At 68.7% G+C, this 25,354-nt stretch carries 17 protein-coding genes and 3 pseudogenes; 12 read left to right on the forward strand and 8 right to left on the reverse strand.

Going from position 1 to position 25,354, the window contains the following annotated elements:
• Positions 1-272: 272 nt before the first annotated feature.
• Together ACZ6D7_RS24205 and ACZ6D7_RS24210 are read right to left on the reverse strand one after the other, a co-directional pair.
• On the reverse strand, positions 273-770 hold the full coding sequence (locus ACZ6D7_RS24205; protein ID WP_469494305.1) for a hypothetical protein: 498 nt from the start codon (positions 768-770) through the stop codon (positions 273-275).
• A 1-nt stretch (position 771) separates the two neighbouring features.
• Positions 772-1,302, reverse strand: a complete 531-nt coding sequence (locus tag ACZ6D7_RS24210; protein ID WP_469494307.1) for a hypothetical protein — start codon at positions 1,300-1,302, stop codon at positions 772-774.
• Positions 1,303-1,480: 178 nt separating this feature from the next.
• On the opposite strand from ACZ6D7_RS24210, the gene ACZ6D7_RS24215 reads away from it, so the two are divergent.
• Both ACZ6D7_RS24215 and ACZ6D7_RS24220 read left to right on the forward strand, forming a co-directional pair.
• Entirely contained in the window at positions 1,481-2,353 is an 873-nt protein-coding gene (locus tag ACZ6D7_RS24215) for a lipase family protein (RefSeq protein WP_469494310.1), read from the forward strand.
• Positions 2,350-6,717 carry a caspase family protein gene (locus ACZ6D7_RS24220; RefSeq protein WP_469494312.1) on the forward strand — a complete coding sequence of 1,456 codons (4,368 nt, stop codon included), beginning with the start codon at positions 2,350-2,352 and terminating at the stop codon, positions 6,715-6,717. The genes ACZ6D7_RS24215 and ACZ6D7_RS24220 overlap by 4 nt, the downstream gene beginning before the upstream one ends.
• 48 nt (positions 6,718-6,765) lie before the next feature.
• Here the strand turns inward: ACZ6D7_RS24220 and ACZ6D7_RS24225 are convergent, their stop codons facing one another.
• Together ACZ6D7_RS24225 and ACZ6D7_RS24230 are read right to left on the reverse strand one after the other, a co-directional pair.
• Positions 6,766-8,112 carry a hypothetical protein gene (locus ACZ6D7_RS24225; RefSeq protein WP_469494315.1) on the reverse strand — a complete coding sequence of 449 codons (1,347 nt, stop codon included), beginning with the start codon at positions 8,110-8,112 and terminating at the stop codon, positions 6,766-6,768.
• Positions 8,113-8,197: 85 nt separating this feature from the next.
• Positions 8,198-9,374, reverse strand: a pseudogene (locus tag ACZ6D7_RS24230) (IS3 family transposase).
• Positions 9,375-9,415: 41 nt separating this feature from the next.
• Here ACZ6D7_RS24230 and ACZ6D7_RS24235 point away from each other — a divergent pair.
• Entirely contained in the window at positions 9,416-10,303 is an 888-nt protein-coding gene (locus ACZ6D7_RS24235; protein ID WP_469494319.1) for a tyrosine-type recombinase/integrase, read from the forward strand.
• Positions 10,300-10,875 carry a DUF6262 family protein gene (locus tag ACZ6D7_RS24240; RefSeq protein WP_469494322.1) on the forward strand — a complete coding sequence of 192 codons (576 nt, stop codon included), beginning with the start codon at positions 10,300-10,302 and terminating at the stop codon, positions 10,873-10,875. The genes ACZ6D7_RS24235 and ACZ6D7_RS24240 overlap by 4 nt, the downstream gene beginning before the upstream one ends.
• Before the next feature lie 387 nt (positions 10,876-11,262).
• Here the strand turns inward: ACZ6D7_RS24240 and ACZ6D7_RS24245 are convergent, their stop codons facing one another.
• Entirely contained in the window at positions 11,263-11,703 is a 441-nt protein-coding gene (locus tag ACZ6D7_RS24245; protein ID WP_469494802.1) for a TetR-like C-terminal domain-containing protein, read from the reverse strand.
• On the opposite strand from ACZ6D7_RS24245, the gene ACZ6D7_RS24250 reads away from it, so the two are divergent.
• The 3 genes from ACZ6D7_RS24250 to ACZ6D7_RS24260 are packed head-to-tail and all read left to right on the forward strand — an operon-like array spanning position 11,692 to position 18,801.
• The gene (locus ACZ6D7_RS24250; RefSeq protein ID WP_469494324.1) at positions 11,692-12,090 is read left to right on the forward strand and encodes a trypco2 family protein; all 399 of its coding nucleotides are present in this window, start codon (positions 11,692-11,694) and stop codon (positions 12,088-12,090) included. The genes ACZ6D7_RS24245 and ACZ6D7_RS24250 overlap by 12 nt on opposite strands.
• Before the next feature lies 1 nt (position 12,091).
• Positions 12,092-17,272, forward strand: a complete 5,181-nt coding sequence (locus ACZ6D7_RS24255; protein ID WP_469494327.1) for a tetratricopeptide repeat protein — start codon at positions 12,092-12,094, stop codon at positions 17,270-17,272.
• A gap of 41 nt (positions 17,273-17,313) precedes the next feature.
• On the forward strand, positions 17,314-18,801 hold the full coding sequence (locus tag ACZ6D7_RS24260; RefSeq protein WP_469494330.1) for a hypothetical protein: 1,488 nt from the start codon (positions 17,314-17,316) through the stop codon (positions 18,799-18,801).
• Positions 18,802-18,891: 90 nt separating this feature from the next.
• Here the strand turns inward: ACZ6D7_RS24260 and ACZ6D7_RS24265 are convergent.
• Positions 18,892-19,017 (reverse strand): annotated as a pseudogene (locus ACZ6D7_RS24265) (ABC transporter ATP-binding protein); the annotation flags it as partial.
• 137 nt (positions 19,018-19,154) lie between these two features.
• Here ACZ6D7_RS24265 and ACZ6D7_RS24270 point away from each other — a divergent pair.
• The gene (locus tag ACZ6D7_RS24270) at positions 19,155-19,424 is read left to right on the forward strand and encodes a hypothetical protein (protein WP_469494333.1); all 270 of its coding nucleotides are present in this window, start codon (positions 19,155-19,157) and stop codon (positions 19,422-19,424) included.
• On the opposite strand, the gene ACZ6D7_RS24275 is transcribed toward ACZ6D7_RS24270, so the two are convergent.
• Entirely contained in the window at positions 19,413-19,991 is a 579-nt protein-coding gene (locus tag ACZ6D7_RS24275) for a peptide deformylase (protein ID WP_469494335.1), read from the reverse strand. The two genes, ACZ6D7_RS24270 and ACZ6D7_RS24275, sit on opposite strands and share 12 nt — an antisense overlap.
• Before the next feature lie 83 nt (positions 19,992-20,074).
• Between ACZ6D7_RS24275 and ACZ6D7_RS24280 the strand changes: the two genes are divergently transcribed.
• From ACZ6D7_RS24280 to ACZ6D7_RS24295, 4 genes and pseudogenes are all read left to right on the forward strand, one after another.
• On the forward strand, positions 20,075-20,605 hold the full coding sequence (locus ACZ6D7_RS24280; RefSeq protein WP_469494338.1) for a hypothetical protein: 531 nt from the start codon (positions 20,075-20,077) through the stop codon (positions 20,603-20,605).
• Between the two features lie 332 nt (positions 20,606-20,937).
• The gene (locus tag ACZ6D7_RS24285; protein ID WP_469494341.1) at positions 20,938-22,146 is read left to right on the forward strand and encodes a phage tail tape measure protein; all 1,209 of its coding nucleotides are present in this window, start codon (positions 20,938-20,940) and stop codon (positions 22,144-22,146) included.
• A pseudogene (locus ACZ6D7_RS24290) lies at positions 22,115-22,366 on the forward strand (phage tail tape measure protein); the annotation flags it as partial. The gene ACZ6D7_RS24285 and the pseudogene ACZ6D7_RS24290, both read left to right, overlap by 32 nt.
• A gap of 145 nt (positions 22,367-22,511) precedes the next feature.
• Positions 22,512-23,987, forward strand: coding sequence for a hypothetical protein (locus ACZ6D7_RS24295; protein ID WP_469494830.1), 1,476 nt, complete (start codon positions 22,512-22,514; stop codon positions 23,985-23,987).
• A 221-nt stretch (positions 23,988-24,208) separates the two neighbouring features.
• Here ACZ6D7_RS24295 and ACZ6D7_RS24300 read toward each other — a convergent pair whose 3' ends face one another.
• Positions 24,209-25,300: a polyprenyl synthetase family protein gene (locus tag ACZ6D7_RS24300; RefSeq protein ID WP_469494344.1), complete on the reverse strand. Its 1,092-nt coding sequence runs from the start codon at positions 25,298-25,300 to the stop codon at positions 24,209-24,211.
• Positions 25,301-25,354: the final 54 nt, after the last annotated feature.

The raw sequence follows: 25,354 nt of genomic DNA on the forward strand, positions 1-25,354 counted from the left end.
GTCTGACCGTCCGACGACGTCCACCGAATGGCAAGCCGGATCGCGGGCGCGTTTTATGACGCTGTGACCTGTCGATAGGGGAAGTGACAGATTTTTTCACTGGCCGCGCACGCGTCAACCACCTTGTGCCACACGACCACGCGCCGCCCGCGGGGCCCTGGGGCGCGACTCCTCCCACATCGCCATCGGCCTGGCCGTCGTCGCCCCGTTGGCCGCGGCGCTCCGCCAGCTTTTCGGCTTCTCCCACGCTCCCTGACTGGGGCAGGTCAGCGTCAACTGCCCGATCCGTACGGCGCCGTTCCCGCCGTGCTCGATGGGAGTCTGCGGATGTTGCCGACGGCTGCGGCTTGTCCTCGCAGACGTTCGATCTCCAGGTGCTGGGCGGCGATCTGGGAGAGGGCGCGTCGCTTGAAATCCTTGAGCGCCTCCAGCTCGGCATCGCGTTGAACCAGCCGGGACTTGAGTGCGGTGTTGGCCTCCTTGAGCCTTTCGATCTGCGCCGCCCGGGGATCGGGGACCGTCCCGGCGTCGCGCAGGGTGGTCAGGCGTCGTTCGAACTCTTGGGCCAGGTGCTGATACGGCCCTGGTCGGGTGGTGCCGTCGCGGTTCTTCTTGGCGTAGAAGGCGGTGCGGGGCACCCTGGCCTCGCCCGCGAGCGTCCGCAGATCGCATTTGCCGCCGGGCGGCAGGTCGCCACGCAGCAGCCGGTCCATTACCGCTCGGATCGCCTCTTCGTTGCGGGCTCGGGTGTTCTCGCTGATGCGTCCCATGTCATGCTGCCGTTCCGGTCGCGGCGTCGATCTCGGCCAACACCCGAAGGTCGCGGTCGAGTTCCTTCTGCAGGCGGGCTTTCTCGTCCTTCTGGCCGCGTCCGATCTTGCTGATGAACACCTTCTTGTTCTCCGCGCTGGAGGCCCATACCGGCCGGTGTCTGCTGTGGTGGGTGGCCTGTGGGCAGCGGGCCGAGTCGCACATGCCGACCAGCGGCTTGTCCGCTTTCGGTGTGCCGGCCAGCAGCAGGCACAGCGCTCTGGAGGGGGCGGCGAACCAGCAGTAGCTCGCAATTCCCAGATGCAGCGTCTTCGCTCGGCGGGCCAGCAGTTGGATCACTTCTTCGTCTCCGGGGCGGACGCCAGGAGACGATGCTTGCAGTTCGCGGAGCTTGTCGTCCACGGATTCGAAGTGGGCGATCAGGTCGCGGGCGCCGGGTCCGGTGGGACGGATTCCGTTCTGGAAGTCGCGGAACGCCGCCAGTGTCAGATCCTTGTTGCGGATCTGCTCCTCCGCGCTGACTTCGGCCATGAACTTGGCCTGGGAACCGCCGGGGCTGGCTAACGGTGGAGTCGGGTATTGGAACTGTCCGAATGCCTGACACGTGTGTGCGGCGCTCTCCGACTTGGGCAAGTATGTCTGTCTTGGCTGATGCGACGTGTGGTGGCCTCTACAGTGCTATCGGTAGCCAGCGAGCTCGGGGGTGCGGGTGGCGCGTGTGGTGGCGGTCCATGGGATCGGCAAGCAAGTACGGGGCGAGGACACACTCCTGACGGAGTGGTGGCCCGCGATGGCCGATGGGTTGCGCCGCGCTGGGGAGGATGGCGCGGTGGCACGGTCGGACGTGGCGATGGCGTTCTACGGGGATGTCTTCCGTCCGGCGGGGCAGCTTCTAGCTGTGGGCGATCCCCGCTATGGTGCCGCAAACGTCGGTGAGGGTTTCGAGCGGGAGTTGCTGCTGGCGTGGTGGCGGGCGGCGGCGGAGACCGATCCGGCGGTGGTGCCTCCGGATGCGGCGGATACGCTGGTGATGACGCCGCGGTCGGTGCAGGCGGCGTTGCGGGCACTGTCGGCGTCGCGGTTCTTCGCCAGGGTGGCACTGCGCGCGATGGTCTTCGACGTGAAACAGGTGCACCGCTATCTGCTCGATCCGGACGTGCGGGCTCAGGCCCAAGGCCGGGTACTGGCGGCGCTGAGCGAGGATACCCAGGTGGTGGTGGCCCACTCCCTGGGGTCGGTGGTCGCCTATGAGGCGTTGTGCGCCCGGCCTGGGCACCAGGTGCGGGCTCTGGTCACCCTCGGCTCGCCACTGGGCATCCCGAACCTGATCCTGCACCGGCTGGAGCCGAAGCCGCAGGAGCTGGGCGGCACGGCGCGGGGTATCTGGCCGGGAGGGGATCGCCTTGCGTGGACGAACCTCGCCGACCAGGATGATGTCGTGGCCCTCGTGAAGGACCTGCGCCCGGCGTTTGGCGATGCTGTGCGCTCGACGCTGGTCCACAACGGTTCTCACGCGCACGACGCGACCGCGTACCTGACGGACGCGCTGTGCGGGCGAGCGATCGCGGCGGGCCTGGAATGAGCACCCCGGCGACCGACGAGGGCGGTGCGGGAGTGCCGCGCCGGTTCCTGATCGCCACGGCTGTCGCGCGGTACCCGAAATGCCCCGGCTGGGACAGGCCCGGGCTGGCTGAGGCCCGCGAGCGCGTCATCGACCTGTTCACTCGCGAGCTGGGTTACCGGCATCAGACTGCCCTCGGCTTGGATCCCACTCGGGCCCAACTGACCGATCAGCTAAGGGCGTTCTGCAAGTCGGCGGACCGGCGTGAGGACGACCTGCTGGCGGTGTACATCTCCGGGCACGGGGAGGTCCTTGACGACGGTGGCGATCATGTGCTGCTCACCGCCGACACCGAACCGGACGACATCGCCTACACCTCCCTGCGCACAGGGGAGCTGGCCCGGGTGATCCTGCGGGACACCAAGGTACGACGGCTGCTGCTGGTGCTGGACACTTGCTTCTCCGGGCAGGGCGGCAACGAACTGGCTGCGGCGGCGCTGGACCGCATTGGCGCTCAGTGGGGGCGGGCCACCGGCTCGGGACTGGCGATTGTCTCTTCGGCCCAGCCGCATCAGCAGGCGCAGGCCGGTCTCTTCCCCCGTTTGCTCGACAAGGCCGTGGGCAGCCGGGCCACGGCCGGGCGCGGTCCGGAGGCGCTGTCGGTGTCCGCGGTGGTGCAACAGATGAACGACCATCCCGATCGGCCCGGTTTCCAGCGCATCACCCTGTCCCTGATTGGGCTGACCGGGGAGCCGCCCGCGTTCCTGGCTAACCCTCGCCACAGCACGCGGCTGACCGATGTGGATCTGGCCATCCAGCGGGCCGCGGAGTTCGACGAACACGCCCGGCGCCGCGAGACAGAGCTCACCACCCGGCTGCTGGTTCGCGCCATGGGGTACCACGGAGACGCGGCACAGGGGTGGTGGTTTTGCGGCCGTCATGCTGCGCTCGCTGACCTCGTCGACTGGCTGCGCATGCCCGCTACAGACCTCGGGTCGGTCTGCCGGGTGGTTACAGCCGGTCCCGGGTCGGGCAAGACCGCCGTGCTCGGTCTGATCGCCGCCCTGTCCCACGCCGGACGCCGTCGCACCGTACCCGTCGACGCGCTCGGCCTCGCTCCGCACCTGGTGCCCGACGCGGGGGCGGTCGACGTCGCTGTCTATGCCCAGAACCTCACCGACACCGACGTCCTGCAGAGCATTGCCGCTGCGGCGAAGGTGCGCGCCGACACCATCGGCGAACTGCTTGAGGCCCTGGGCCCACCAGCTGGCGGGCGGCCGTTCACGGTGCTCGTCGACGCCCTCGACGAGGCCGCCACGCCCGAAACCCTGTGCTCCCGGATCCTGCGCCCGTTGATCGACCACTCCGGCGGTCGGATCCGGCTGCTCCTGGGCACCCGCCCCTATCTGCTGGACCGCCTCGGCCTCGACCGGCACCACCCCGCCCAACGCGAGCAGGTCGTCGACCTCGATGCCCCTCGCTACGCCGACCCGCAGGCCATTCTCGCCTACGCCGTCCGCAACCTCTTGGAAGCCCACCCCTCCTCCCCCTACCGGCGGCAGGTCCAGGTGCTGCGGCCGGTGGCGGAAGCGGTCGCCGAGGCCGCCGGGACATCGTTCCTCGTCGCCCGCATCATCGCCAGTACCCTGGCCTCGGCCGACGACGTCGTCCCCGACACGTCGGACCGGGCATGGCGCGACGCCCTGCCGCGCCTGCCGGGGCAGGCTATGCGCGACGATCTCACCCACCGTCTCGGCTCGGACGCCCTACGGGCCGTCGACCTGCTGCGGCCGCTGGCCTTCGCTGAGGGTCAGGGCCTGCCCTGGGAGGACATCTGGGCGCCCCTGGCCTCCGCGATCTCCGGCCGCGCTTACACGGACGACGACGTGCTGTGGCTGCGGCGCGCGGCCGGCTCGTACGTCGTGGAAGCCACCGAGTCCGCCCGGTCGGCCTACCGCTTGTATCACCAGGCCCTGGCCGAAAATCTGCACGACGGCACCGACCGGAAGGCGGTCCATGCGGCCTTCGCCGAGGTCCTCATCAGTCGGGTCCCTTACTGCATCGATGGCTCGCTCGATTGGTCTCGCGCCCATCCGTACACGCTCCGCTATCTCGCAGCCCACGCGACGGCGGCTGGCCACCTGGACGACGTCCTCGGCGACACTGAATACCTCGTCCACGCCATCCCACGTGGGCTCATCCGGCACCTGTACCACGCTCACAGTGACTCTGCCCGGCTGTCTGCGGCGGTCTATCGCACGTCTGTCGGGATCCATGTGGCGGCGACTGCGGCGGCACGCCGACACGTTCTCGTTCTTGACGCGGCCCGGGCTGGGGCCACAGAACTGCGGCAGGGGCTGGCTCAGAGAGTGCCAGAGGAGGAGTGGGTGGCTCAGTGGGCTACGGGGGGCGGCTTTTCGCCAGCGCTTCGGGATACGTTGACTGGCCACACCATGCCGGTGAACGCAGTGGCGTGCACGGTGGTGGACGGTTCCCCCGTCGCCGTCACCGGCGGTTCCGATGGGACTGTGCGGGTGTGGGACCTGACCACCGGGACCCAGGTCGGCCATCCTCTGACCGGTCACACCGGCGTGGTGTCGGCGGTGGCGTGCGCGGTGGTTGATGGCACCCCCCTCGCCATCACCGGCAGCGGCTCCGATGGGACCTTGCGGCTATGGAACCTGACTACCGGGAAGCTGGTCGGCTCGCCGTTGACCGGCCACACCTTCGTGCAGGGAGTGGCGTGCACGGTGGTGGACGGCACCCTGCTCGCCGTCACCGTCGGCGGCACCGACGGAACCGTACTGTTGTGGAACCTCACCTCCCGGACCCAAGTCGGCCAGCCCCTGACCGGCCATATCGGCGAGGTAGCGGCGGTGGCCTGCGCGGTGGTTGATGGCATCCCCCTCACTATCACCAGCAGCCAGCTCGGGGCCGTGCGGGTGTGGGATCTGACGTCCAAGATCCCAGTCCGCCAAGATCTGACCGGCTATGGCTGGTCACGCCCAAGCGGGGTAGTGAGCCTAAGCCCGGTACGGGCGGTGGCATGGACGGTGGTGGGCGGCACCGCCGCCGTCGTCACTGCGGGTGATGACGGGGTGCGAGTGTGGGACCTGGCTACCGAGACACCCGTCCGCCGACATCTGCCCGGCCCCGCCAGCCCGATTCAGGCGTTGGCGTGCACGGTGGTCGACAACACCCCCGTCGCCATCACCGGCGGTTCCGATGGGATGGTGCGGGTGTGGGACCTGACCGTCGACACCCCGGTCGGCCGAGCCCTGGGCCACCACAACAGGGCAGTAAACGCTGTAGCGTGCGCGGTGGTGAACGGCACATCCGTCGCCGTCACTGCGGGTGATGACGGGGTGCGGGTGTGGGACCTGACCGCCGAGATCCCGGCGATCCGACCCCTGACCGGCCACACCGGCCAGGTGCAGATCGTGGCGTGCGCGGTGGTAAACCGTCGCCGCCCGCGATCGCCGCAGCCAGGCCGTAGGACACCGCCGAAAGCGCGGTGGCGAGCGCAGTCCCCTGACGGCACCCCCGTTGCCATCACCCTCGGCAGCAACAGCATCCAGCTATGGGATCTGGCCTCCGGGGCCAGAGTCAGCCAGCCACTAGCTGGCGACACTGGCAAGGTACTGGCGGTGGCGGACGGCACCCCTCTTGCCGTCACCCTCGAATTCAACGGGCACCCGCACAAGGCCCAGCTATGGGATCTGGCCTCAGGGACGCCGGTCGGCCGCCCCGTGACTGGCCTCTTTGGGGCAGTAGAGGCAGGGGCGTGCATGATGGTCGACGGCACCCCCCTCGCCGTCGTCGGCAACAGTGAGCAAGGCGAGGTCTGGGATCTGGCCGCCGGGACCCGCCAGACTCTAACTGGCCACACCGGCGAGGTACGGGTGGTGGCGTGCGCGGTGGTGGACGGCACCCCCCTCGCGGTCACGGGCAGTTCCGATAGGACGGTGCGGGTGTGGGACCTGACCACCGGGACCCAACTCGGCCAGCCTCTGACCGGCCACACCGGCGTGGTGTCGGCGGTGGCGTGCGCGGTGGTGGACGGCACCCCCCTCGCCGTCGTCGGCAACGATCAGAAAGTCGAGGTGTGGGATCTGTCCTCCAGAATCCTGGTTGGTCAGCCTCTGGCTGGCCACACCGGCCAGATACGGGCGGTGGCATGCAAGGTCGTGGACGGCGCTCCCGTCGCCGTCACCGCGGGTGACAATACGGTACGGCTATGGAACCTGCGTTCCTGCGAGCCCGCAGGCATCCTGACGGTACCCGGTCCTCGCGCTGTCGCACTCACCTCCGACGGAGTTCTCGTCGTGGGCATGGGCAAGGACGTAGCGGTCTTCCGCCGGTGCTCTGCACACAAGGTGCGCTGACCGAAAGAACCGCCGCTGCCCGCCAACCTCGTAGGTCGGGGGCTGCCATCAAGTTCGTCGCTGACTGACGTCGGCGGCGTAGGCGGCCCAGTCGCCGGCTGATGCCTGCTGCCACTGGACGGCGGCCTTGATGTGGACCCCGAGCATCCGGGCGAGGATCGCGGCGGGGACTTCGGTCGCGAGGGTGAACAGTGCGGTGGACCGGTCCTGTTTGGGTCGGACTCCGATTCGATGGAGGCGCTTGCCGATTTGGCTGTCGGTGAGAGGGTGCCCGGGGAGGCCGCCCGGAAACAGCCAGGGAACTTCGTCGGGGGTGCCGATCTTGGCCTTGCCGCGGCGGGTTGCGACGAGTTCGCGGACCAGGCTGGCCAGTGGGGCGGGGAGGACGACCGGCGAGGTGCCAAACGTGATCGCGACGGTGTCGCCGTCGATGGTGACGTCGTCGACGGTGAGTTGGCTGATGGTGGCGATCTTTTGTGCGTAGAGGATCAGCAGCAGTCCCGCGACACGGTCCAGGGTCGGCAGCGTGTCGTCGTTGAGGAGACGACGGGCGTCGGCCCAGCGTTTCTCGCTGTCGATGGTGCTGAGCGGGCCGGTCCAGCGGACGGTGCCGTAGGTCAGATCGCGGGCATGCCGGTGCTGTACCGACCAGCGCACGAAGTGGCCGGTCTCGTCGCGGTAGCTGACCGTGGGGTCGGCCATCCAGCGTTCCAGGTCCGGCTGGGTGCAGGTGCCCAGAGTGAGTCTTTCGCCGGTGAGCCAGGTGAGGAAGTTGTCAGCCGCGGTGACGTGGCAGCGCACGTTCAGATCCTGGAGCCGATTGGTGTGGTCTTCGCCGAGGCGCCGACGTAGCCGACGCATGTGATGCCAGACCGCGTAGCCGTGCAGGATCCGGCGCTCGGCGAGATCGGTGCGGGCCTGGACCGTGGTGGTGATCCATTTCTCCAGAGCGATGAGCCGTTCGTCGCGGGGCGGGAGGGCGCCGGTCGCAACCAGAACACTGCGCAGGTGAGCCAGCACCTTGCCCGGGGGTAGTTCGTCGAGGACCTCGTGGGTGACGGGCCGCTCGTCGCGTCCTATGCGCTCCAGGAGATCTCGTACTTTCGAGCGGGAGATCCAGGCCAGGGCGATGTCCGGGCGCTCGGCTTTCGTCAACGCCTGGTGGAACGGGGCGAGTTCAGGACGCCGGGCCCCGGTGGCGTCACCGAGGAGGTTGCGTACTTGTTGGTCGAGGACGCATCGCTGGCAGGGGCGGGTGCTGAGCTGCCAAGTGATGGTGCAGACCGGACAGCGGCCCCAGAATTCCGGGTCGGGGTTGGTGCACTTCGCGCACAACGGCGCCTCCCAGGCGCCGCTGCGGGCCTGGGCGACGGTGCCGCAGCCGCTGCAGGCCACCCATCGCTGCTGGCAGCGGTCGCACCACGGCTGGCCGCTGGCCCGGGATATGTCGCAGAGCGCCGTCCGCCCGCAGATGCCGCACTCAGCGGTGATCCTTGGGCGGCAGTTGTTGCAGCGCGGGCCGTCGGGCAGCCGGTTTCAGGCGTTTCTGGCGCCGACGTCGGTGGTAGGTGCGCTCGATCCAGGTGACGATCGCGATCCGCAGGTCCTGGCGGGTGGCCCAGGTACGGCGGTCGAGGACGTTCTTCTGCAGCAGCGCGAAGAAGCTCTCCATGGCCGCGTTGTCTCCGGCCGCGCCGACCCTGCCCATGGAGCCGACCATGTCGTGACGTGCGAGCACGGACACGAACTTCCGTGAGCGGAACTGCGATCCACGATCGGAATGAACGATGCATCCGGCGACCTGACCGCGACGGGCCACCGCGGATTCAAGGGCTCTCACCGCGAGGCTGGACTTCATCCGGGCGTCGATGGAAATAGCCCCACGACGCGGCCGGAGTACACGTCCTTGACCGCGCACAGATACAGCTTGCCCTCGCCGGTGGCGTGCTCGGTGATGTCGGTGAGCCACAGCCGGTTCGGCCCGGCTGCGGTGAAGTCGCGCCGGACCCGGTCATCATGGACAGGCGGCCCGGCCTTGGTGTTCTTACCGCGGCCCCTGCGCTTGCCGAACGCACTCCACCAGCCGTTGTCCCTGCAGATCCGCCAGGCGGTCCGCTCGGCCATCGACTCACCGGCGGTGCGGGCCTCGTCGAGGAGGAAGCGGTGACCGAACTCGGGATCGTCGCGATGCGCATCGAACAGGGCGTCGGCCCGGTATGCCTCGGCGAGCTCGGAATCGGTCACTGGTGAGGCCAGCCACCGGTAGTAGGGCTGGCGGGCCAGCTTGAGCACCCGGCACGTCACCGCCACCGGCACCCGGTGAGGGGCAGCGGCGGCGGCCAGCTCGCGGACGAGCGGGTACATCATTTTGCCGGCAGGTTCGCCTGCGACAGATACGCCGCAGCCCTCCGCAGCACCTCGTTCTCCTGCTCCAGCAGCCGGATGCGCTTGCGGGCCTCGCGCAGCTCGGCCGACTCGCCCGACGCCGTCGCGGGCCCGGCGTCCTCGTCAGCGTCGGCGCGGCGCAGCCACTTCGACAGCGTGATCGGGTGGACGCCGAAGTCGGCGGCGATCTGTTCCAGCGTGACGCCGGGCTCGCGGTTGCGCGCGACCCGCACGACGTCCTCGCGGAACTCCCTGGGATACGGCTTGGGCACTGCAACATCCTTCCAGGCCGCCTCTCGGCAAGCCAGGTCAGGTGTCACCTATCCGTGCAGCAGTCCCCATCACCCGGCATACGGTGGATGCGATCCAGGCATGGCAGCGACGCCGACGTGAGCTGAAGGTCACCCCGTCCAGCACGAACTACCTGTTCCCTGCCGCGACCAGCGACCGGAAGTACCCGCATATGGAATCGGGAGACTTCTCCCGGGCCCTGCGGTCCTGGGTCGATGGCCTCCCGGCTCTCGACTCCGACGTGCCCGGCGACGACGGGCGTCCGCTGCCCTTCGATCGCAGCAGGATCTTCCCCTACGCCTTCCGGTCCTCCTTCGCTCAACGGCACGCGGACGCGGGCACCGACATCGACGTGCTGATGGACCTCATGGACCACCGATCGCCCGACGTGACCATGACGTACTACAAGGTCACGATGGAGCGGAAGCGGGCGGCGGTGCAGACGCTGCGGCTCCACTCCGTCGACCGCGTCGGCAGTCCGGCGCCCTTTTCCTCGAACCTGTCGTACGAATCGAAATCAGTCGCTGTCCCGTACGGCAACTGCGTCGAGCCGTCGAACGTGAAGGCCGGCGGGAAGAAGTGCCCGATCCGCTTCCAGTGCGCGGGCTGCGGCTTCTACCGACCCGATCCGTCCTATCTGCCCGCGATCGAGGACCACATCCGCGCGCTGAAGGCCGACCGCGAGTTGGCCGAGGCCATGGACGCCGACGCCTTCGTCATCCGCAACATCACCGACCAGAATGAGGCGTTCCAGGGCGTCATCGAGCGCATGAACGCCCGCATGGAAGAGTTGCCGGCAGAGATCCAGGCAGAGGTAGAGGAGGCCAGCAAGGTGCTGCGCAAGATACGGGCCGGAGGGCGCACCCTCCTGCCGCTCTCCGTCGTCCAAGGGCCGAGGGCACAGGCATGACCGTGTCCCGCACGCCCGCCAAGGTCCTGGCGGAGTCCCGCCGCAGGGACAGCCGGACCAAGCGGCAGCGCGTCCTTGCCGTAGTGGAACAACTGCTGGCCCAGGGAGATCCGGTGACCTTCGCCGCGGTCGCCCGCACGGCGGGCGTCTCGAACTGGCTGGTCTACGCCGACGGGGTGCGCGGGCACATCGACAAGGCCCGTGCCCAGCAGACGAGCCGTCCCGCCCGCGACCGGCAGTCCGGAGGCACCGCGAGCACAGCGAGTCTGCGTACCGACCTGGAACTCTCCCGCACCGAGATACGGGCCCTGCGCGAGGAACGAGACAAACTGAAAGCAGCTCTCCAACGCAGCCTCGGCCAGCAACTCGACCAGGCTGCTACAAAGGACCTCGTCGCCCGGATTGATGAGCTGACCAGCCACAACCACGAGCTGTCTACCCAGTTCCAGCAGGTTCAGCAGGACAACACTCAGCTCCAGCAACGCCTGGAGGAAGCAGAAGACGACCTCGCGGCGGCCCGCACCAGCCTCCGCCGCATGATCCGGGACGAAAGCCGTGGCAGTGGCGGCTGACCCCGCCGAGTCTCATTCGTTCTGATCCCAAGCCCGGCGGCAGCATTGGAACGTGCCCTCCGACGCCGGGCACCTCTACCTGGCCTGATCGAGGCGGTCGCCGGCCTTCCGCCCATCGGCGTCAACGACCTGTTCGGCATCCACCCCAACACCGCACACACCTGGTTCGGTGCGCGCAAGACAGCTGCGCGGACTACCTCGCAATCTGCTAGGGCGCGTATCGGGTCGTGATCGATGAGCATCGCAGCTTGCGGGGCGGGCGCCCGTCTGGGGTACGGGGCCCGGCGGTCTGCGGCTGCGCCGTGTGGGCGCGAGTGACCGGAAGCGATGCCGGAGGCAGGCAGCGGGGTCCGGGGACCCCGGCTGCGTGCCCGCTGGGGCGGTGTGTCAGACCATGGCGAGCCGGTCCACCAGCAGCTCCACCCTGCGCTCGGTGTCCTCCCGCGGGAGCCGTCGCGCCCGGGTCAGGGTGGCCAGTCCGTGCAGGGCCGCCCAGAACACCTCGGTGAACAGTCCCGGGTGGACGCCGTCCCCGGCGACCTCGCCGAGGCTTTCCAGCAGAGCGGCGAAGGCGTCCTTCAGAGGCTCCGGGGTGTCCTCGTTCGCGAAGGCCAGGCCGCCGTCGAGCTGGAACAGGGCGTCGTAGACCGCCGGGTTGCGTGCGGCGAAGTCGAGGGCAGGTCGATGGTGCGTGACAGGAAAACCGAAACGCGAACCTACAGCAGCCGACAGTGAGGGGCGCCGAGAATCGCCGACCTTCGTCATTGCGGCCTCGACCATCGTAATCAGGACGCACCGCATAATATCCTGCCATCCTTGGTCGACCAGATATCGGAGATGTCCATCGCGACACGGGGTAACGGGGGGGCTATGGCTGAGGTGCCGTTGGCCGAGGCGATCACGGACCTGCGCAGGGAGCTACAGCAGGCGATGACCGCCGGGGAGGGAGAGCCGCTCAAGTTCGAGCTGGACTCGGTGGTGCTCGAATTGGAGGTGGGTGTCGCCACCAAGGGCAACGCCGATGCCAAGGTGGGGCTGTGGAGCGTGCTGACCCTGGGATCGTCCGCAGAGCACAGCCGCGGGTCGCTGCACAAACTGACGCTGACGTTGTCGCCAAGGCTTGCTGACGCTCCGGACAAGAAGGTCCAGGTGGGTGACGAGGTGGCAGAGGTGCCGCCAGTCGCGAGGCCGGACCGCTGGACGCCAGGTCACTGACATGAACCGGCGTCACCGCGTTGTGGAGATTCTCCCCCGTTCCGGGGAGACGATGCGCGTCGGTTCCGGTTACGCGATCGCGGACGACCTTGTCCTGACAGCCGGTCATGTGGTCGCGCCGGAAGGTGTCGCCGTTCGCATGCTCGACGGGACGGTGATCGATGCCGAGGTTATCTGGCTGGGGGTAGGCGTCGGCGACGCGGCTGTGCTGCGTGTCCCCGCTGCGCCGTGGCGCAGCCGGCCGGACAGCGGTGCGCTGCGCTGGGGGAAGGTCACCGGCGAGGCAGCCGTCTCCTGCCGTGCGTGGGGCTTCCCCAAAGCGCAGGCGGCGGACGGTGCCCGGGACGTCGAGCTCATGGAGGGCACTGTCAACGCGAGCAGCGCCATCCGGTCCGAACGGTATGACGTCAACATCAGCAGGCCCACGTTACTGCCCTTACAGGGTGACGATTCCGGCTGGAAGGGCATGTCCGGCGCCGCCCTGTTCGGGCCCGGACTACAGCTGCTCGGCGTGGTACTCGCCGACCCGAAGATGTACGGCAGCAGCCGGTTGCAGGCGTTGCCGGTCGCGCGTCTGCTGGCGGACGACGACTTCCGCGCGCTCGTCGGAGTGGGGCTGCACGATCTCGAAGAAGTGGGTGGCCGCAGCGAGGTCGCTTACCTGGATACCTATGTCCGTGCGGCGTATCTGCCACGGCAGGCCGACATGCCGGATCCCGAACTGCTGCAGGCGAAGTACGGCATCGTCCCGTTCCTCGGCCGGGAGACCGAACAGCAGCAGCTGTACGACTGGTGTGTCAGCGGAAACCGGTTCAGTGTCGCGGTCATCACCGGCGACGGTGGCGCGGGCAAGACCAGGCTGGCGGCGGAGTTGTGCCGGACGATGACCGAGGCGGGCTGGCAGGCCGGTTTCGCTGACGAGGACACGTTCGACGAGGCTGGCAGCCACATCGAACTGACCTGGCCGACCGTTCTCGTGATCGACTACCCGGACCGGATGACCGAAACCGCGGTCCGCCTGATCGGTCGGCTCGGTCGTGCCCGCCGCGGCCCGAAGCTCCGCATCCTGCTGGTGGACCGGGCCCCTGGCGGTGTCACCGACCAGCTCACCTGGTGGCGCAAGCTGAACCGGGACACCGACCGGCTCGTCCAGCACAGCACCCGGCTGTCGATCCGGCTCGAAGCGGGCCGACTCGATCTTGCCGACCGGCAGCGGCACGCGACCGTCGCGTGGACAAACTTCACCGACGGCACCAGGGAGATGCCCGAGCTCGACCTGACCCACGAGGGCTATAGCAACCCGCTGAAACTCCACATGGCCGTTCTGCAGGCGGCCCGGGGCGAGGTCCACTCGGATGCGGACACCGTCGTGGCGGGTTTCCTCGGACGGGAAGAACGGCGCTGGGTGGACCGCCTGCCCAGGCACTTCATCGCCGATCTCACCGACGTGCGCGCCCACCAGGCCGTCGCGCTCGCCACCATCACCGCACCCGCTCAAGCCGTGGCAGTGCACCTGCTCACCGCCTTGCCGGGCATGGCAGACCCTGTCGGGTTCGCCATCGAGCGCCGGACCAGGATCACCGAGTGGCTGGCCGAGCTGTTTCCCGGCGGGGACCGCATCGCCCCGCTCAGCCCCGACATTCTGGCCGAGGAACTGCTCGCCAAAACGCCCGCTCTCGACGTGCTCGTCCAAGGGATCCACGATCACGAGGCGTGCACGACTGACCACAAGGCAGGGATGCTGAACGCCCTTCACCTTGCGGTCAGCCGTGATGAGGTGCGCATGGCGTTGCGAAAGCTGCTCGTCGAACGGCTGCCCGCGCTCATCGAGGCCGCAGAACAGGACAGCTTCCTCGCCCGGCAGATCGACACGGTGATCCCACTCTGTGTCGACGACGACCTGCGTGCCGCATCAGCCGCGGCACTGGGGAATCGGCAACATACGACCGACAAGGACCTCGCGCAGCTGTACAGCCGTCTCGCTGACTTCGCTGTGACGTGGCTCGGTACGCAGCCGCCAGACCTTCGACGCCCGGACATTCTCACCGATCTCGTTGCCTACCGGGCAGTTCTCGGCACGGTCGCCAAGTCCGAGGCGGAACGGGCTTGGACGGACTACCAGTCGCTCGGTGCGTCACCGGATCGGCTGGCGAAGGCGGCCTACAACCTCGGCACGTGCTTCGGCCAAGCCGGGGAACGGGAACTCGCCCGCGACTGGCTGACCGAGGCCGTGCGCCTCTACAGCCAGGTGAACGGCCATGCCCAAGCCAGGATCGAAGCATGGACGAACCTCGCTGTCGCCAGGGCGCAATTCGATGATCAACGCGGCGCGTTGGAAGCATGCATCGCGGCGATCAAGGTCCACGGCGAGATCCACGACGGCAACTACTTCTTGCTCCAGACCGTCGAGCCGCTCGAAATCCTGGTCAAGAGCCTCGCCATCGAACCGGCTGACCGCCAACTTCTTGACTCCGCGCCGGACGCCTACTACCCGCCGGCAGGGACGGACGAGACCTGGTGGCCGGCGGGCAACTACCTGCTGGCCACCCTCCCGCTGACCCGCCTGGTGGCGCGTCTCGTTCAGGGGCTGTCGGACCGCGTTCCGGACAAGCTACGCAACGCCCTGATTCCGGTGTTGTTCGGCCGGTTTGCCAGGCAGCAGGCGGGATACGCCGCCCAGGACTACTCGGAGTTCCTGCGCGTGTTGTCGCTGGACCTGTCCAGACAGAAGCTGTATGTCGAGGCGATCGGACCACTACTCGAAAGCGTCTCGCTGCTGCGACGATTCGCACCCACCGATCCCTACTTCCGCAAACGCCTGGCCGAGGGATTCGATCGGCTCGCGTTGTACAGCTGGCAGGCGAAACACTTCGACGACGCGAGCCAGTACGCGACGGACGCGATTGCGGCATATCGCGACATCGTCATGACCGACCCCGGCTCCATCGAACCGATACTGGCCAGTCTCCACAATCGGCTCGCTGAGAACCTCACGGAGGTTCAGCGGACGCCCGAGGCCATTGCGGCTCAGCATGAAGCCATTGCGATCTACCGGAGGCTACCGCAGCAGCGCGCGGACCTGGCCGAGAGCTGCCTGGATCTCGGTTCTCTGCTGGCCGTCCGAGGCGACGTAACCGAGGCGGCGCAACTGCTCGACGAGGCGGCGGCGCTGTTCGCAGATCTCCGCGCGGCTGACCCGAAGTTCGGCCAACAGCAGTCGACCGCACTCATGCTCCTCGGTACTCTTCCCGTGGAACCGGAACAGTCGCTGAACGCCGCGGAGCAGGCGGTTGGGCTGAAGCGTGATTTGGTCGCGGCGGACCAGGCCCCGCTGATCGAGTACGTGGACGCGCTCATCGGCTTCAGTGCCGCTTTGGGCAATGTCGGCCGGCCTGAGGAAGCCCATCGGCAGGCGGCACAAGCGGTTGGCCTGGCAAGGGAGCTGGCCGAGGAGCCCGCCGAGCGCGCTCTGGCGTTGGGGACGGCGTTGAGCCTGGTGGCGCGGTGGGCATTGGTACTCGGCCGGTACGACGAAGCCGTCACAATCGCTCCTGAGGCAATGGAGGCCATCGCCTCAGTGCCGGACACGGAACCCCTCGCGCGAGTAACCCGCGCGGACGTATTGTCCACGTTGGCCGCATGCATGATCGCGGACAGGCGCCCCGAGGAAGCGCTTTCGCTGGCCGGCGAGGCTGGCGACCTGTACGACGGTTTGATGCGTTCCGGCAACACATTTGCGGGGATCGAGCTGTCGTACGCCATGGCGTTGGTCAGTGTCGGCCAGAGTCACTCGTTGGCCGGGCGGCCTGTGGAGAGCCTTGAGGCTGCCGTGGCGGCACGCGAGGCAGTCGGACAGTTCCCTGTGGACTCACCGTTGGCCCAGCGGACGATAGCGGTTGCCCAACTGGTTGAAGGCGGTTGCCTGATGGCCATGAACCGTCCTGCTGAAGCGGTGGATCTGTTGACCGCTGCGGACGAACTGCTCGGCCAGTTCGGCGACGGGGATCGGGGCTCATACTTGATGCGCGTCAACGCGATCACTTCCCGTGCCGGCGGCCACCTCGTTCTCGGACAGCCTGACCTGGCGTTCGAACTCACCGGCAGGGCGCTGGACATGCTGGGCGACCTCGCCGACCACCAAGGCCGACGCGCTGAGGTCGCCCGAGCGTCGACCATCCAGGGCGCAGCCGCGATCCAGCTGGGCGACGCGGAAAGAGCGTACGAAGCCAGTTCGGCAGCGCTCGACATCTATCGGGAGTCACCGCCGAGCACCCTGGCCGAACGCACTCTGCTCGCCATGGCACTGCATTCGGCGGCCGCGTCCCACAACGCGCTTGGCGATCCCACCCAAGCGGTCGTGTTGTACGAGGAGTCGATCACCGTCTACGGCGAGGTTGTGGAACACGACCCCGACGCACTCATCTCCGTGGCCGGCGTCCTCGCCGACTACGGCATCTGCCTCTTCAGTCTCGGCGACATCGAAGCGGCGGCAGCGGCGACGGGCGAGGCCATTGACGGGATGAGGGCGTCCGGCATGTTGCAGCACGCCCCGGTTGTCGCGCTGTATGCGACTGTTCTGATCACTCACGCACAGTGCCTCATGCAACTCGGGGAGCCGCTCGGCGACATCGTCAATGAGGCCGTCAGGCTTCTGCGCGGCCTGCCCGAGTCCCGCCTGCAACTGGCCCAGGCACTAGGTATTCAGGCGGTCAGCCGGAACATGGCGGGCGCTCCAGGCGTGATCGAGGCAGCAAATGAGAGCGTTCAGGTGTACCGGGAATTCGACGGCACACCAGGGGTTCCGACCACCATGGCCAGCCTCCTGGGCCTCCTCGGGCAGCACCTGGCCATCGCCGGGGGGGTTCCCGAGGCGGTGGACGCCTTACGCGAGTCAGGTGCCCGCTTCGCGGACGAGCCAGAGCCCCAGCTCCAACTGGTACTCGAACACATCGATGTGGAACGGAACCTGACCATCAGCCTGGCCAGCCTCGGCGACTACCCCGAGGCGGTACAGCACGCGTCTGTTGCCCTCGACCTGATGCGCCCGCTCGCCGACGAGAATCCCCACCTGGTGCAGTTCATCGTCGAGATGCTGGAAGTACGGGGTGACCTTCTCGCCGAGCTCGACCGGCACGACGAAGCCGCGCAGGCCATGGCAGAAGTCCGCCAATGGCAGAACTGAGTGCCCGTGTACAAACCGGTCCGCGGCGGCGGACAGGACGGTTGATTTCGCCTGTAACTCCAGAGGAGCTACGCGATGCCGCCGACGGCAAGCTGGTCGAGCCGCCGGCGCCGCCGATGCCGTTCGAGACGTTCAAGCGGCTGACGATGGAGCGCAACCAGCTGCCGGAGAGGCTGACCTACGGCGCGTCGTACGTCTTCCATACCGCCGACGGCCACAGCTTCACCTTCCGGCTGTGGCCTTTCGGGGAGAAGTACAAAGCACGGGTCCTGTTCATGGACGGGCAGGAGCTGCCCGAGGACCTGACCCGCCAGCCGCTCGCCGACGGGCCCTACCTCAGGGCACCGAACGGGCACGACGGGATCCTCGAGATCCGCCACCCCGGGTGCGACATCCCGCTCATCCTCGATTTCCACAACCCGGTCCACCCGAGGCGGACGGACAACACCGCCGCGTGTCCGAAATGGTGGCTCGACACCCTGCGGACGTTCGCGGAGCGTGCCCGGGGACTGTACGCTTCCGGCCGCTATCCCGACTCGTTCAACGTCACCCGGAAGGTCGTCGAACATTTCGTGAATGCCGGTCCGGGGCTCGCCGACATCCCTCTGCACAAGTTCGCCGAAGCGTGGCTGGCCTCCGCCTGGGCCGCCCATCCGCACGCTGTCCCGGCCCAGCTTGCCGCGGCGCGGAACGGCTGGGAGGTCATGCGTTTCCTTGCCGACCGGCCGAACGGCGAGGACACGCAGCGGGCCTCCCTGGCCGGGCAGCTGCACTACCTGAGCGGATTCCTGGCGTTCGGCTCTGCTACCACCGAACTGGCCGTCGAGGCGGCCGCGCTTGCCCGCCGGCTGTACGCCGAGCTCAGGGACGGCGACCACCGCTTGGACATCGCCCGCTCTTGGACCGACCAGGCCCAGTTCCACCACGAGGTTTCGTTCCACCCACAGCAAACCGACGCCCGGCGGGAACAGGCACTGCAGCGCGCGGCGGCCGCCGAAGCCGCGACGATCCTCTTCCCGATGGCCGAAGCGCTGCCCGATCCCGCCCTCACCCAGGCCGACCTCGGGCTGATCGCCAGCCTGCTGCACCGGCTGACCGGCCTGCTCACCTTCGGCTCGGCGGACTCGGGCACGAGCGTGCGCACGTCGCACCTGGCGCGCCAGGTGTACGCGCGACTCGACGGGGACCACCGTCTGGAAATCGCCCGCTCATGGGAAGCCCTGGCTACGCGGCACCACGAGGTCTCCTTCCACCCCGACCAGAGCGACGCCCCGCGCGAACAATCCCTCCAGCGACGGGCAGCCGCAGAGTCCGCCATGATCCTGGTCCCGCTGGCCGAGCAACTCCCCGCCCCCTCCTTCACCCAGGACGACCTCAAGAACATCGCCGACCTGCTGCACCGCCTCACAGGACTGCTCACCTTCGGGGCACCACCTGGGGCGGACGACCCTGAGACGGTCGAGCGTGCGCGGCTGTCCCGGCGTGCGGCCGAGCTGCACGAGGTCGTACGCCGCCTGGTGGAGGGCTGACACCGGGGGGTGCGGTAGGGCGCCACCACGTGCGCGCCGAGCCTGCTGCCCGTATCTCCCTGACCTGGTCCGCCACGGTGAGTGGGAGCGGAGGGTCGCCTTGCCCCGCCCGCGGGTCAACCGGACCGGCAGGCCGAGCACGGCCGCACCCCGCTCGTGGTTGAGGGCGCTGGTCGGCTCGTCGACTAGGAGCACGGCCGGCACGTGCATCAGCGCGCCAACTGCGGGAACAGCATCTTCACGATGTTGGAGTCACACCGCACTCACGCTGACGTGCTGTCACCGCCGCTTTCGTGCAGAGCCATTCATAGAGACAGGGTCTTTTGATAGCGCCGGAGTGACGAAGCCAACAGATGACGACGGTCGGCGAGGTGGTGCACCTGGTCGACGTGGTGACCGGTTCAACCGCCACCCTCCCCCCGTACGACGGCGGTTGGCCAGTGCGTGAGGGCGGCCCGGTGCGGCTCTGGGACCGCATCGAGCTCGTATTGGACGCCTATGACGAGGCCGACCGGTCCGGATCGGAGACGTTCACCCTGCACGTCTACGACGGCGGACAGCACCTGCGGCACCCGCAGATGGCCGCCTACCGCTGTCAAGGCTGTTGCGACCTAAGCCCCTGAGCGCGGACGGTACCGCCAGGTCTGTCCCGTGCCCTTGTACTCGGCCACCGAGATCGTGCTGATGCCGGGAGCCATCCGCGCGACGTACAGCACCCGATCCAGATGATCGACTTCGTGCGCGATCAGCCGGGCCAGCCCATCCGTGAAGATCGTCGTCTGACACTTCCCGTCGAAGTCCTGATGACAGACCCGCAGCGTGCGCGGGCGGGGCACCTTGCCGCGGACATCGAAGAAGGACAGGCACCCCTCGAACTGCTCATCGGTGTCTGACGACTCCTCGACCACCATGGGGTTCAGGAGAGCGATGGCATCGCCATCGGCCGGCCGGACGATGGCCGCACGCCGGCGGACCCCGATCTGTGGTGCTGCTATGCCCATCCCCTTACTGAAGGTGTGCACTGCCGCGGCACGGTCGGCGGCCGCATGGAGCGCCGCCACAATCTCCCGGGCCTCCGCGGCTTCTCGGGGGAGTTCGAAGGGGCGAGTCGGCTCGGTGAGGACGGGGACCCCTTCCTGCACGATGCCGATCGACTTCATGGTGTCGCTGGCGGGGGACGGTGTGGTCACTGGCGTGCTCCTCGCTCAGCTCCAGAAATGCCACGTGCCTCATATGCCTGATACCGCCACGATCTCTCTGCCCGCACAGACGCTTGACAGCTGTAGATAAGGCCGGTGCCTCGGTACTCCTGGACTGGGATCGGGAGGACACCCGGGCGCATGCGCTCACGCTGGAACTGGCGAAAGCCCGCGCCGCCGCCCTCGCCGAATGCGCCGAGCAGGGTATCCACCAGGATCAGCACGACGCCTGGGTGACCTCCAACCCACAGGTCGTCGCCGCTGACATGGACCTGACCCGCACCCAAGAGGCCCTGCAAGCGGCGACGCTGACCCTGACCTTCCGGGCGTTGCCCCGCCCGGTGTGGGAGCAGCTGCTGCGCGAGCACGCGCCGACCGAGGCGCAGGCCGACAAGGGCATGGAGTACAACGTCGAGACGTTCCCCGCCGCCCTGGTCTCCGCCTGCAACGTCGAACGCAGCGAGGACGGCACCGAGGTCGAGGGCATGAGCGTCGCCGACGCGCAGGAACTGCTGGACTCCTGGCCCGACGCGGAGGCAAAGGCGTTGTTCACAGCGGCGCTGGTCGTCAACCGGACACTGCGTGCGGAGCTGGGAAAAGGCTGATCTCCGATCCGGCGTTCCGGGCCGAGATGGAACTGTGCCACAACTATGGAATACCGCATAGTCAGTTCACCGGCGCCGGAGACGGGCGCTGGACGGCGCTGGATAGGGCGAAGGCGCTGGCGTGGCTGGCGTACACGCGGGCGGTGTGCCCGAGCTGCGGCACACGGGATGACGAGTGGCGGCCGGAACTGGGCGGGGACCGGTTCGCGTACGTCGTCGACAGCCGCACCTGTCCGGGGTGCGAGCTGATCCAAATGGAGCGGGAGCACGTCCCAGTCGGTCCAGAGGGGCGTGGGGTCAAGATCGGGCTGAGGCCCAGACGGGAGCGGTAGGTGAGCACTGCCTACAGCCTGTACGTCGACCTGACGGCGCGGACCGGCGGACTGACCGGCGGTCTGCGTCAGTCGGCCACCCAACTGCGCCAGTTCGACGGGCAGCTGCAGCAGGTCAACCGGACGCTGATGAAGATGGGTTCGGCCACGCAGCGGCTGGCCCGTCTGCAAGCGTCCGCCTCGGCTGACGCGGTCCTCGGTCAGGCCCGGGTGACCGCGGCCGTGGAACGCACCGCAGCAGGGCAGCGGGTGGCCGCGGCGGCGGCTGAGCGGTCCGGGCGGGCGCAGGCGCTGTCGGCGAGCGTTGCGGCGCGCGCGGAGATGGAGCGGGCCGCAGCGGTCGCGGCCGGCGAGCGGACGCTGCGCGCCCAAGCGGTCGCGCAGACCATGGCGGCCCGAGCCCAGGCCACGGCCGGGGTGGGTGCGGCTGCGGCACAGGCCACCGCGAACGCTGCCGCGCAGGCGGCGACCAGGACCGCGCAGGCGCAGACGCTGCAGGAGGAGCGGGCCGCTGCAGCGCAGGCCGTAGCCGCCCGCGCGGCCGGAGTGTCGACCCGTGCAACGCACGCCCGGGCGGCGGCCGACGCGCAAGCCGCGCAGACACTGGCCGCCCGCAACGAGGCCGAGGCTGCCGCGTCGGCGCGTGCTGCGGCGAACGCTGCTGCGGTCCGGCAGGCGGAGGCGGCAGCCCTTGCGGAGGCCCGCGCCGCGTCGCGGGCCCGCATCGGCGGCTACATGCGCACCAGTGTGGTGCTGTCGGCGATCCTGGCCGCCGGTGTCGTCGGCGCGGTGTCGCTGGAGCGGCACATGGCGAACGTCATGACGATCTCCCAGCAGATCAACGCGTCCACGGTCAGCGGGTTCACCGACCAGATCCTGAACCTGTCGAAGGGAATGACGCAGTCGACGAGCCAGCTCGCCGAGGGTCTGTACCAGGTTGTGTCGACCGGCTTCGATGGTGCGGCGGCGATGACGATCCTGTCCGTGGCCGCGAAGGGCGCCAGCGCGGGCCTGCCGACGACGGAGATCTCCGCACGGGCCCTGCTGGGTGTGCTGAAGGCGTACGGCATGCCAGCGTCCAAGGCGTCCGACGTCATGGACGTGATGTTCCAGACGGTGAACAAGGGCGTCATCAGCTTCGAGGAGCTGGCCCTGCACCCTGGGCGACATCGTGCCGATGGCCGCTGCCGCCGGTATCAGCTTCGATGACCTGGCCTCCGCGTACGCTGCGGTGACCCTGGCGGGTGTTCCCGCTGCGGAGTCCGCGACCGGCCTGAACATGCTGATGACCCGCATGATGCAGCCGACGCAAGAGCTGAGCGACATGATGCGCAAGCTCGGATACGAGTCGGCGGCCTCGGCGGTGCAGCAGGACGGGCTGTACGTCGTCGTGAACAAGCTGGCCAGGGCCGCGCACGGCTCCGCCGAGGAGATCACCACCCTGTTCCACGACGTGCGGGCCTCCCGCGCGATGCTCGCGCTCGCCGCCAACGACGGCAAGAACTACGCCGGCACGTACCAGGGCATCGCCAACGAGGTGGAGCGGGCCGGGGGCCGCCCACAAGGCGTTCGAGATGCAGATGGACACCACCGCCGGCCAGTGGGAGATGTTCGTCAACCGCAGCAAGGCCCTGGGGATCGACCTGGGGCGGGCGCTGCTGCCGGTGCTGCAGACCGTCGGCAACGCCCTGTCGGTGTTCGCCGGGTCGATCGCGGACGCGCCGGGCCCGCTGAAGTCCATGGGTGCCGGGCTGCTCGCGATATCCGCATCTGGGGCGCTCGCCCTCGCCGCGATCACCCGGATCACGGCACAGTGGCAGGCGTTCCGGGTCGCTCAGGCGGAAGCCCAGGCGGGCGGCTCGGTCATGCCGGCGGTCCTGAAGGGTACGGGCCTGGCGGTGTCGGGTCTAACGGCACTGCTGGCGGTGGGCGTGCTCGCCTACGCGGCGTACTCGGCTTCCAAGGAGCAGGCCAGGGCGGCCACCGACGACCTCGTGCAGGCACTGCGCGCCGAGCGAGAGGAAGGCGACCAGGGTGCGGGCCTGCGCGCCCTGACGGAGTCACTGACCAACTCCGATGACGCGGCAAAGCTGAAGAAGGTCGGCATCGACATGGCGTCCGCACTGGACGCCATCACCTCTGGCGGCAAGAAGCTCGATGACCTCAAGAAGGACATCTGGCGCGACGCCTCCTTCGCGACGGTGGACCAGTCCGGGCAGGTCAGTTCGGCCCTCACCACCGAGGGGCAGTCCGCGATGGACGTCCTCGACGAGCAGCACCGCGTCTGGTCGTCGGCGGTAAAGAAGGAGTCCGAACTCGCCGCTGCGATGGAGATCGTCAACGCCAAGGTGGAGCAGGCGAAGGTCGGCGCGGTCGAGGCGTGGAACCTGGACCTGCTGGTGCCTGTCGGCAAGGACGGCCTGCCGCAGTACACCGACGAGATGAAGGCCATGGCGCAGGCCCTGGGCGCCATCGTCGACCCGGCCAAGGCGTGGCAGACCGCCCAGGACAAGGTGGCCAGGTCCAACAAGAACGCCAAAGCCACCTTGGAGGACTACCTGCGAGAGCTGCGCAGCCAGTTGAAGGCGCAGCGCAGCTTCCAGGGCAACCTGTCCAAGCTAGCCATGGCCGGATACGGGGACCTCACCGACCACTTCGCCAAGCTCGGTGTGTCCTCGGCGCCGATCCTGGACGGGCTGGTGAAGCAGCTCAGCATGGGCAAGACGAAGGTCGCCGACGAGCTGGCGTCGGTCATCACCGAGTCGGCGGCCCGCGCCCAGCCGGCGTTCCGGGCGGGCCTGGCGCAGCTGCCCGCGATCGCCGCCCGCTACGGCAAGCGGATCGCCAAGGAGTTCGCGGACGCTGCCGAGACCAACGACGCACGCAAGCTCGGCCATGTCATGCAGGCGATGGCCGTCAGCGATATGAGTCGCGCTGTACGTGCCGGCAGTACCTGGTGCTGTACTTCGTCATCGGCGCCCTCGGCACGGCGCTCGCCGCGCCGCTCCTCGACGCGGTCGGGTGGAGGGGCACGGCGGTCACGGCGCTGAGCGCTCTGCTCGCGGCCGCCTTCGTGGGGCGTACGGGGGATCGGCCGGCCCGCGGGGGCGACGGAGGTGGCGAGTCCGGTACGTCCGGTGCGACCGGTGCGTCCGCCTTGAGACGGCGGTGGGCGGTGGGTGTCGTACGCCGGGCACCGTCCCCTCGGGAATGACGGACGGCGTCCCGGCGGGAATGACGGGGACAGGACGGCCGGCCGGTCGTCCGGTGCTCAGTGGGAGCGTTCGACGCTCCACCACGGCAGCCGTTCGAAGAAGGCGACCGCCTCGGCTCTCCAGCGGGGACGCCAGGCCGCGGCCTCCGCGGACGCCTGTTCCGCGTGGCGACGCATGTCGGACCGCAGCCGGTCCGCCACACCGTGGCCAAGGCCGATCTCCCGGATGGCGGCGATCGTCTCCGCCGTGCAGGACGGGTCACCGAGCGCGGACTCCACCAGGGCGCGCTCCGGGCCGCTGACGGCGGACAGCAGGGCGGACACCGTGTAACTGCGCTTCCCGTCACGGATGTCGGTGCCGGTCGGCTTGCCCATCACGGCCGCGTCCCCGAAGAGGTCGAGGTAGTCGTCGCGCAATTGGCCGCAGATGCCGACCAGTCGAGCGTAGCGGCGCAGTTCCTGTTCGTGACGGGCCGGCTGCTCGCCGGCGGCCAGGAGACCCAGTTGAAGGGGCGCGAGCAGCGAGTAGCGGGCGGACTTGTAGTCGGAGACGCAGTGCAGGACGTCCTCGGTCGGCGCCGTGGCGCCCAAGTCGCGTTCCAGGTCGATGATCTGGCCGACGAAGGTGTCCGTCGCGGTGCGGGTCTGCACCTCGGTCATGGCCTGGCGCACCTGGAGGGGCGCCTTCGAGTCGAGCAGGACGCGCAGGGACAGGGCCAGCGCGAGGTCGCCCGCGAGGACGGTGAGACCGAGAGCCGTCCGGGGGCGGTCAGGGAACGACTCGCGGTAGGCGTAGTAGGTGGAGGGGCCGCCGCGCCGGGTGGGGCTGTCGTCGATGAGGTCGTCGTGGATCAGGCCGTGGGTCTGGAGCAGTTCGATGCTCAGCGCCGCGTCGTCCAGCCCTGCCACCGGTTCGTCCGTGACCAGACGCGCGGCCTCGTGCACCAGCACGACCCGGATCCGCTTGCCGCCGCGCAGGGACAACTCCCGTACCAGGCGCAGGCATTCCGGGACGAAGCCGCTGAACGACGGTGCGTCGAGGGAGGTCTCCAGCGTGTCGAAGTACTCCTCGAAGAGCGCGTTGAAACGGAGTTCGTGACCGGCGAGACGTTGTCTGATCCGTTCGGCGGGGTCGGGGGCGTCGGGCACGGCAGGGGGCTCCTGAGGGAAGTTCGGGGCGCGGACAGTGGGTGACGGGTGACG

It is taken from the genome of Streptomyces sp. NPDC041784 (assembly GCF_055591025.1).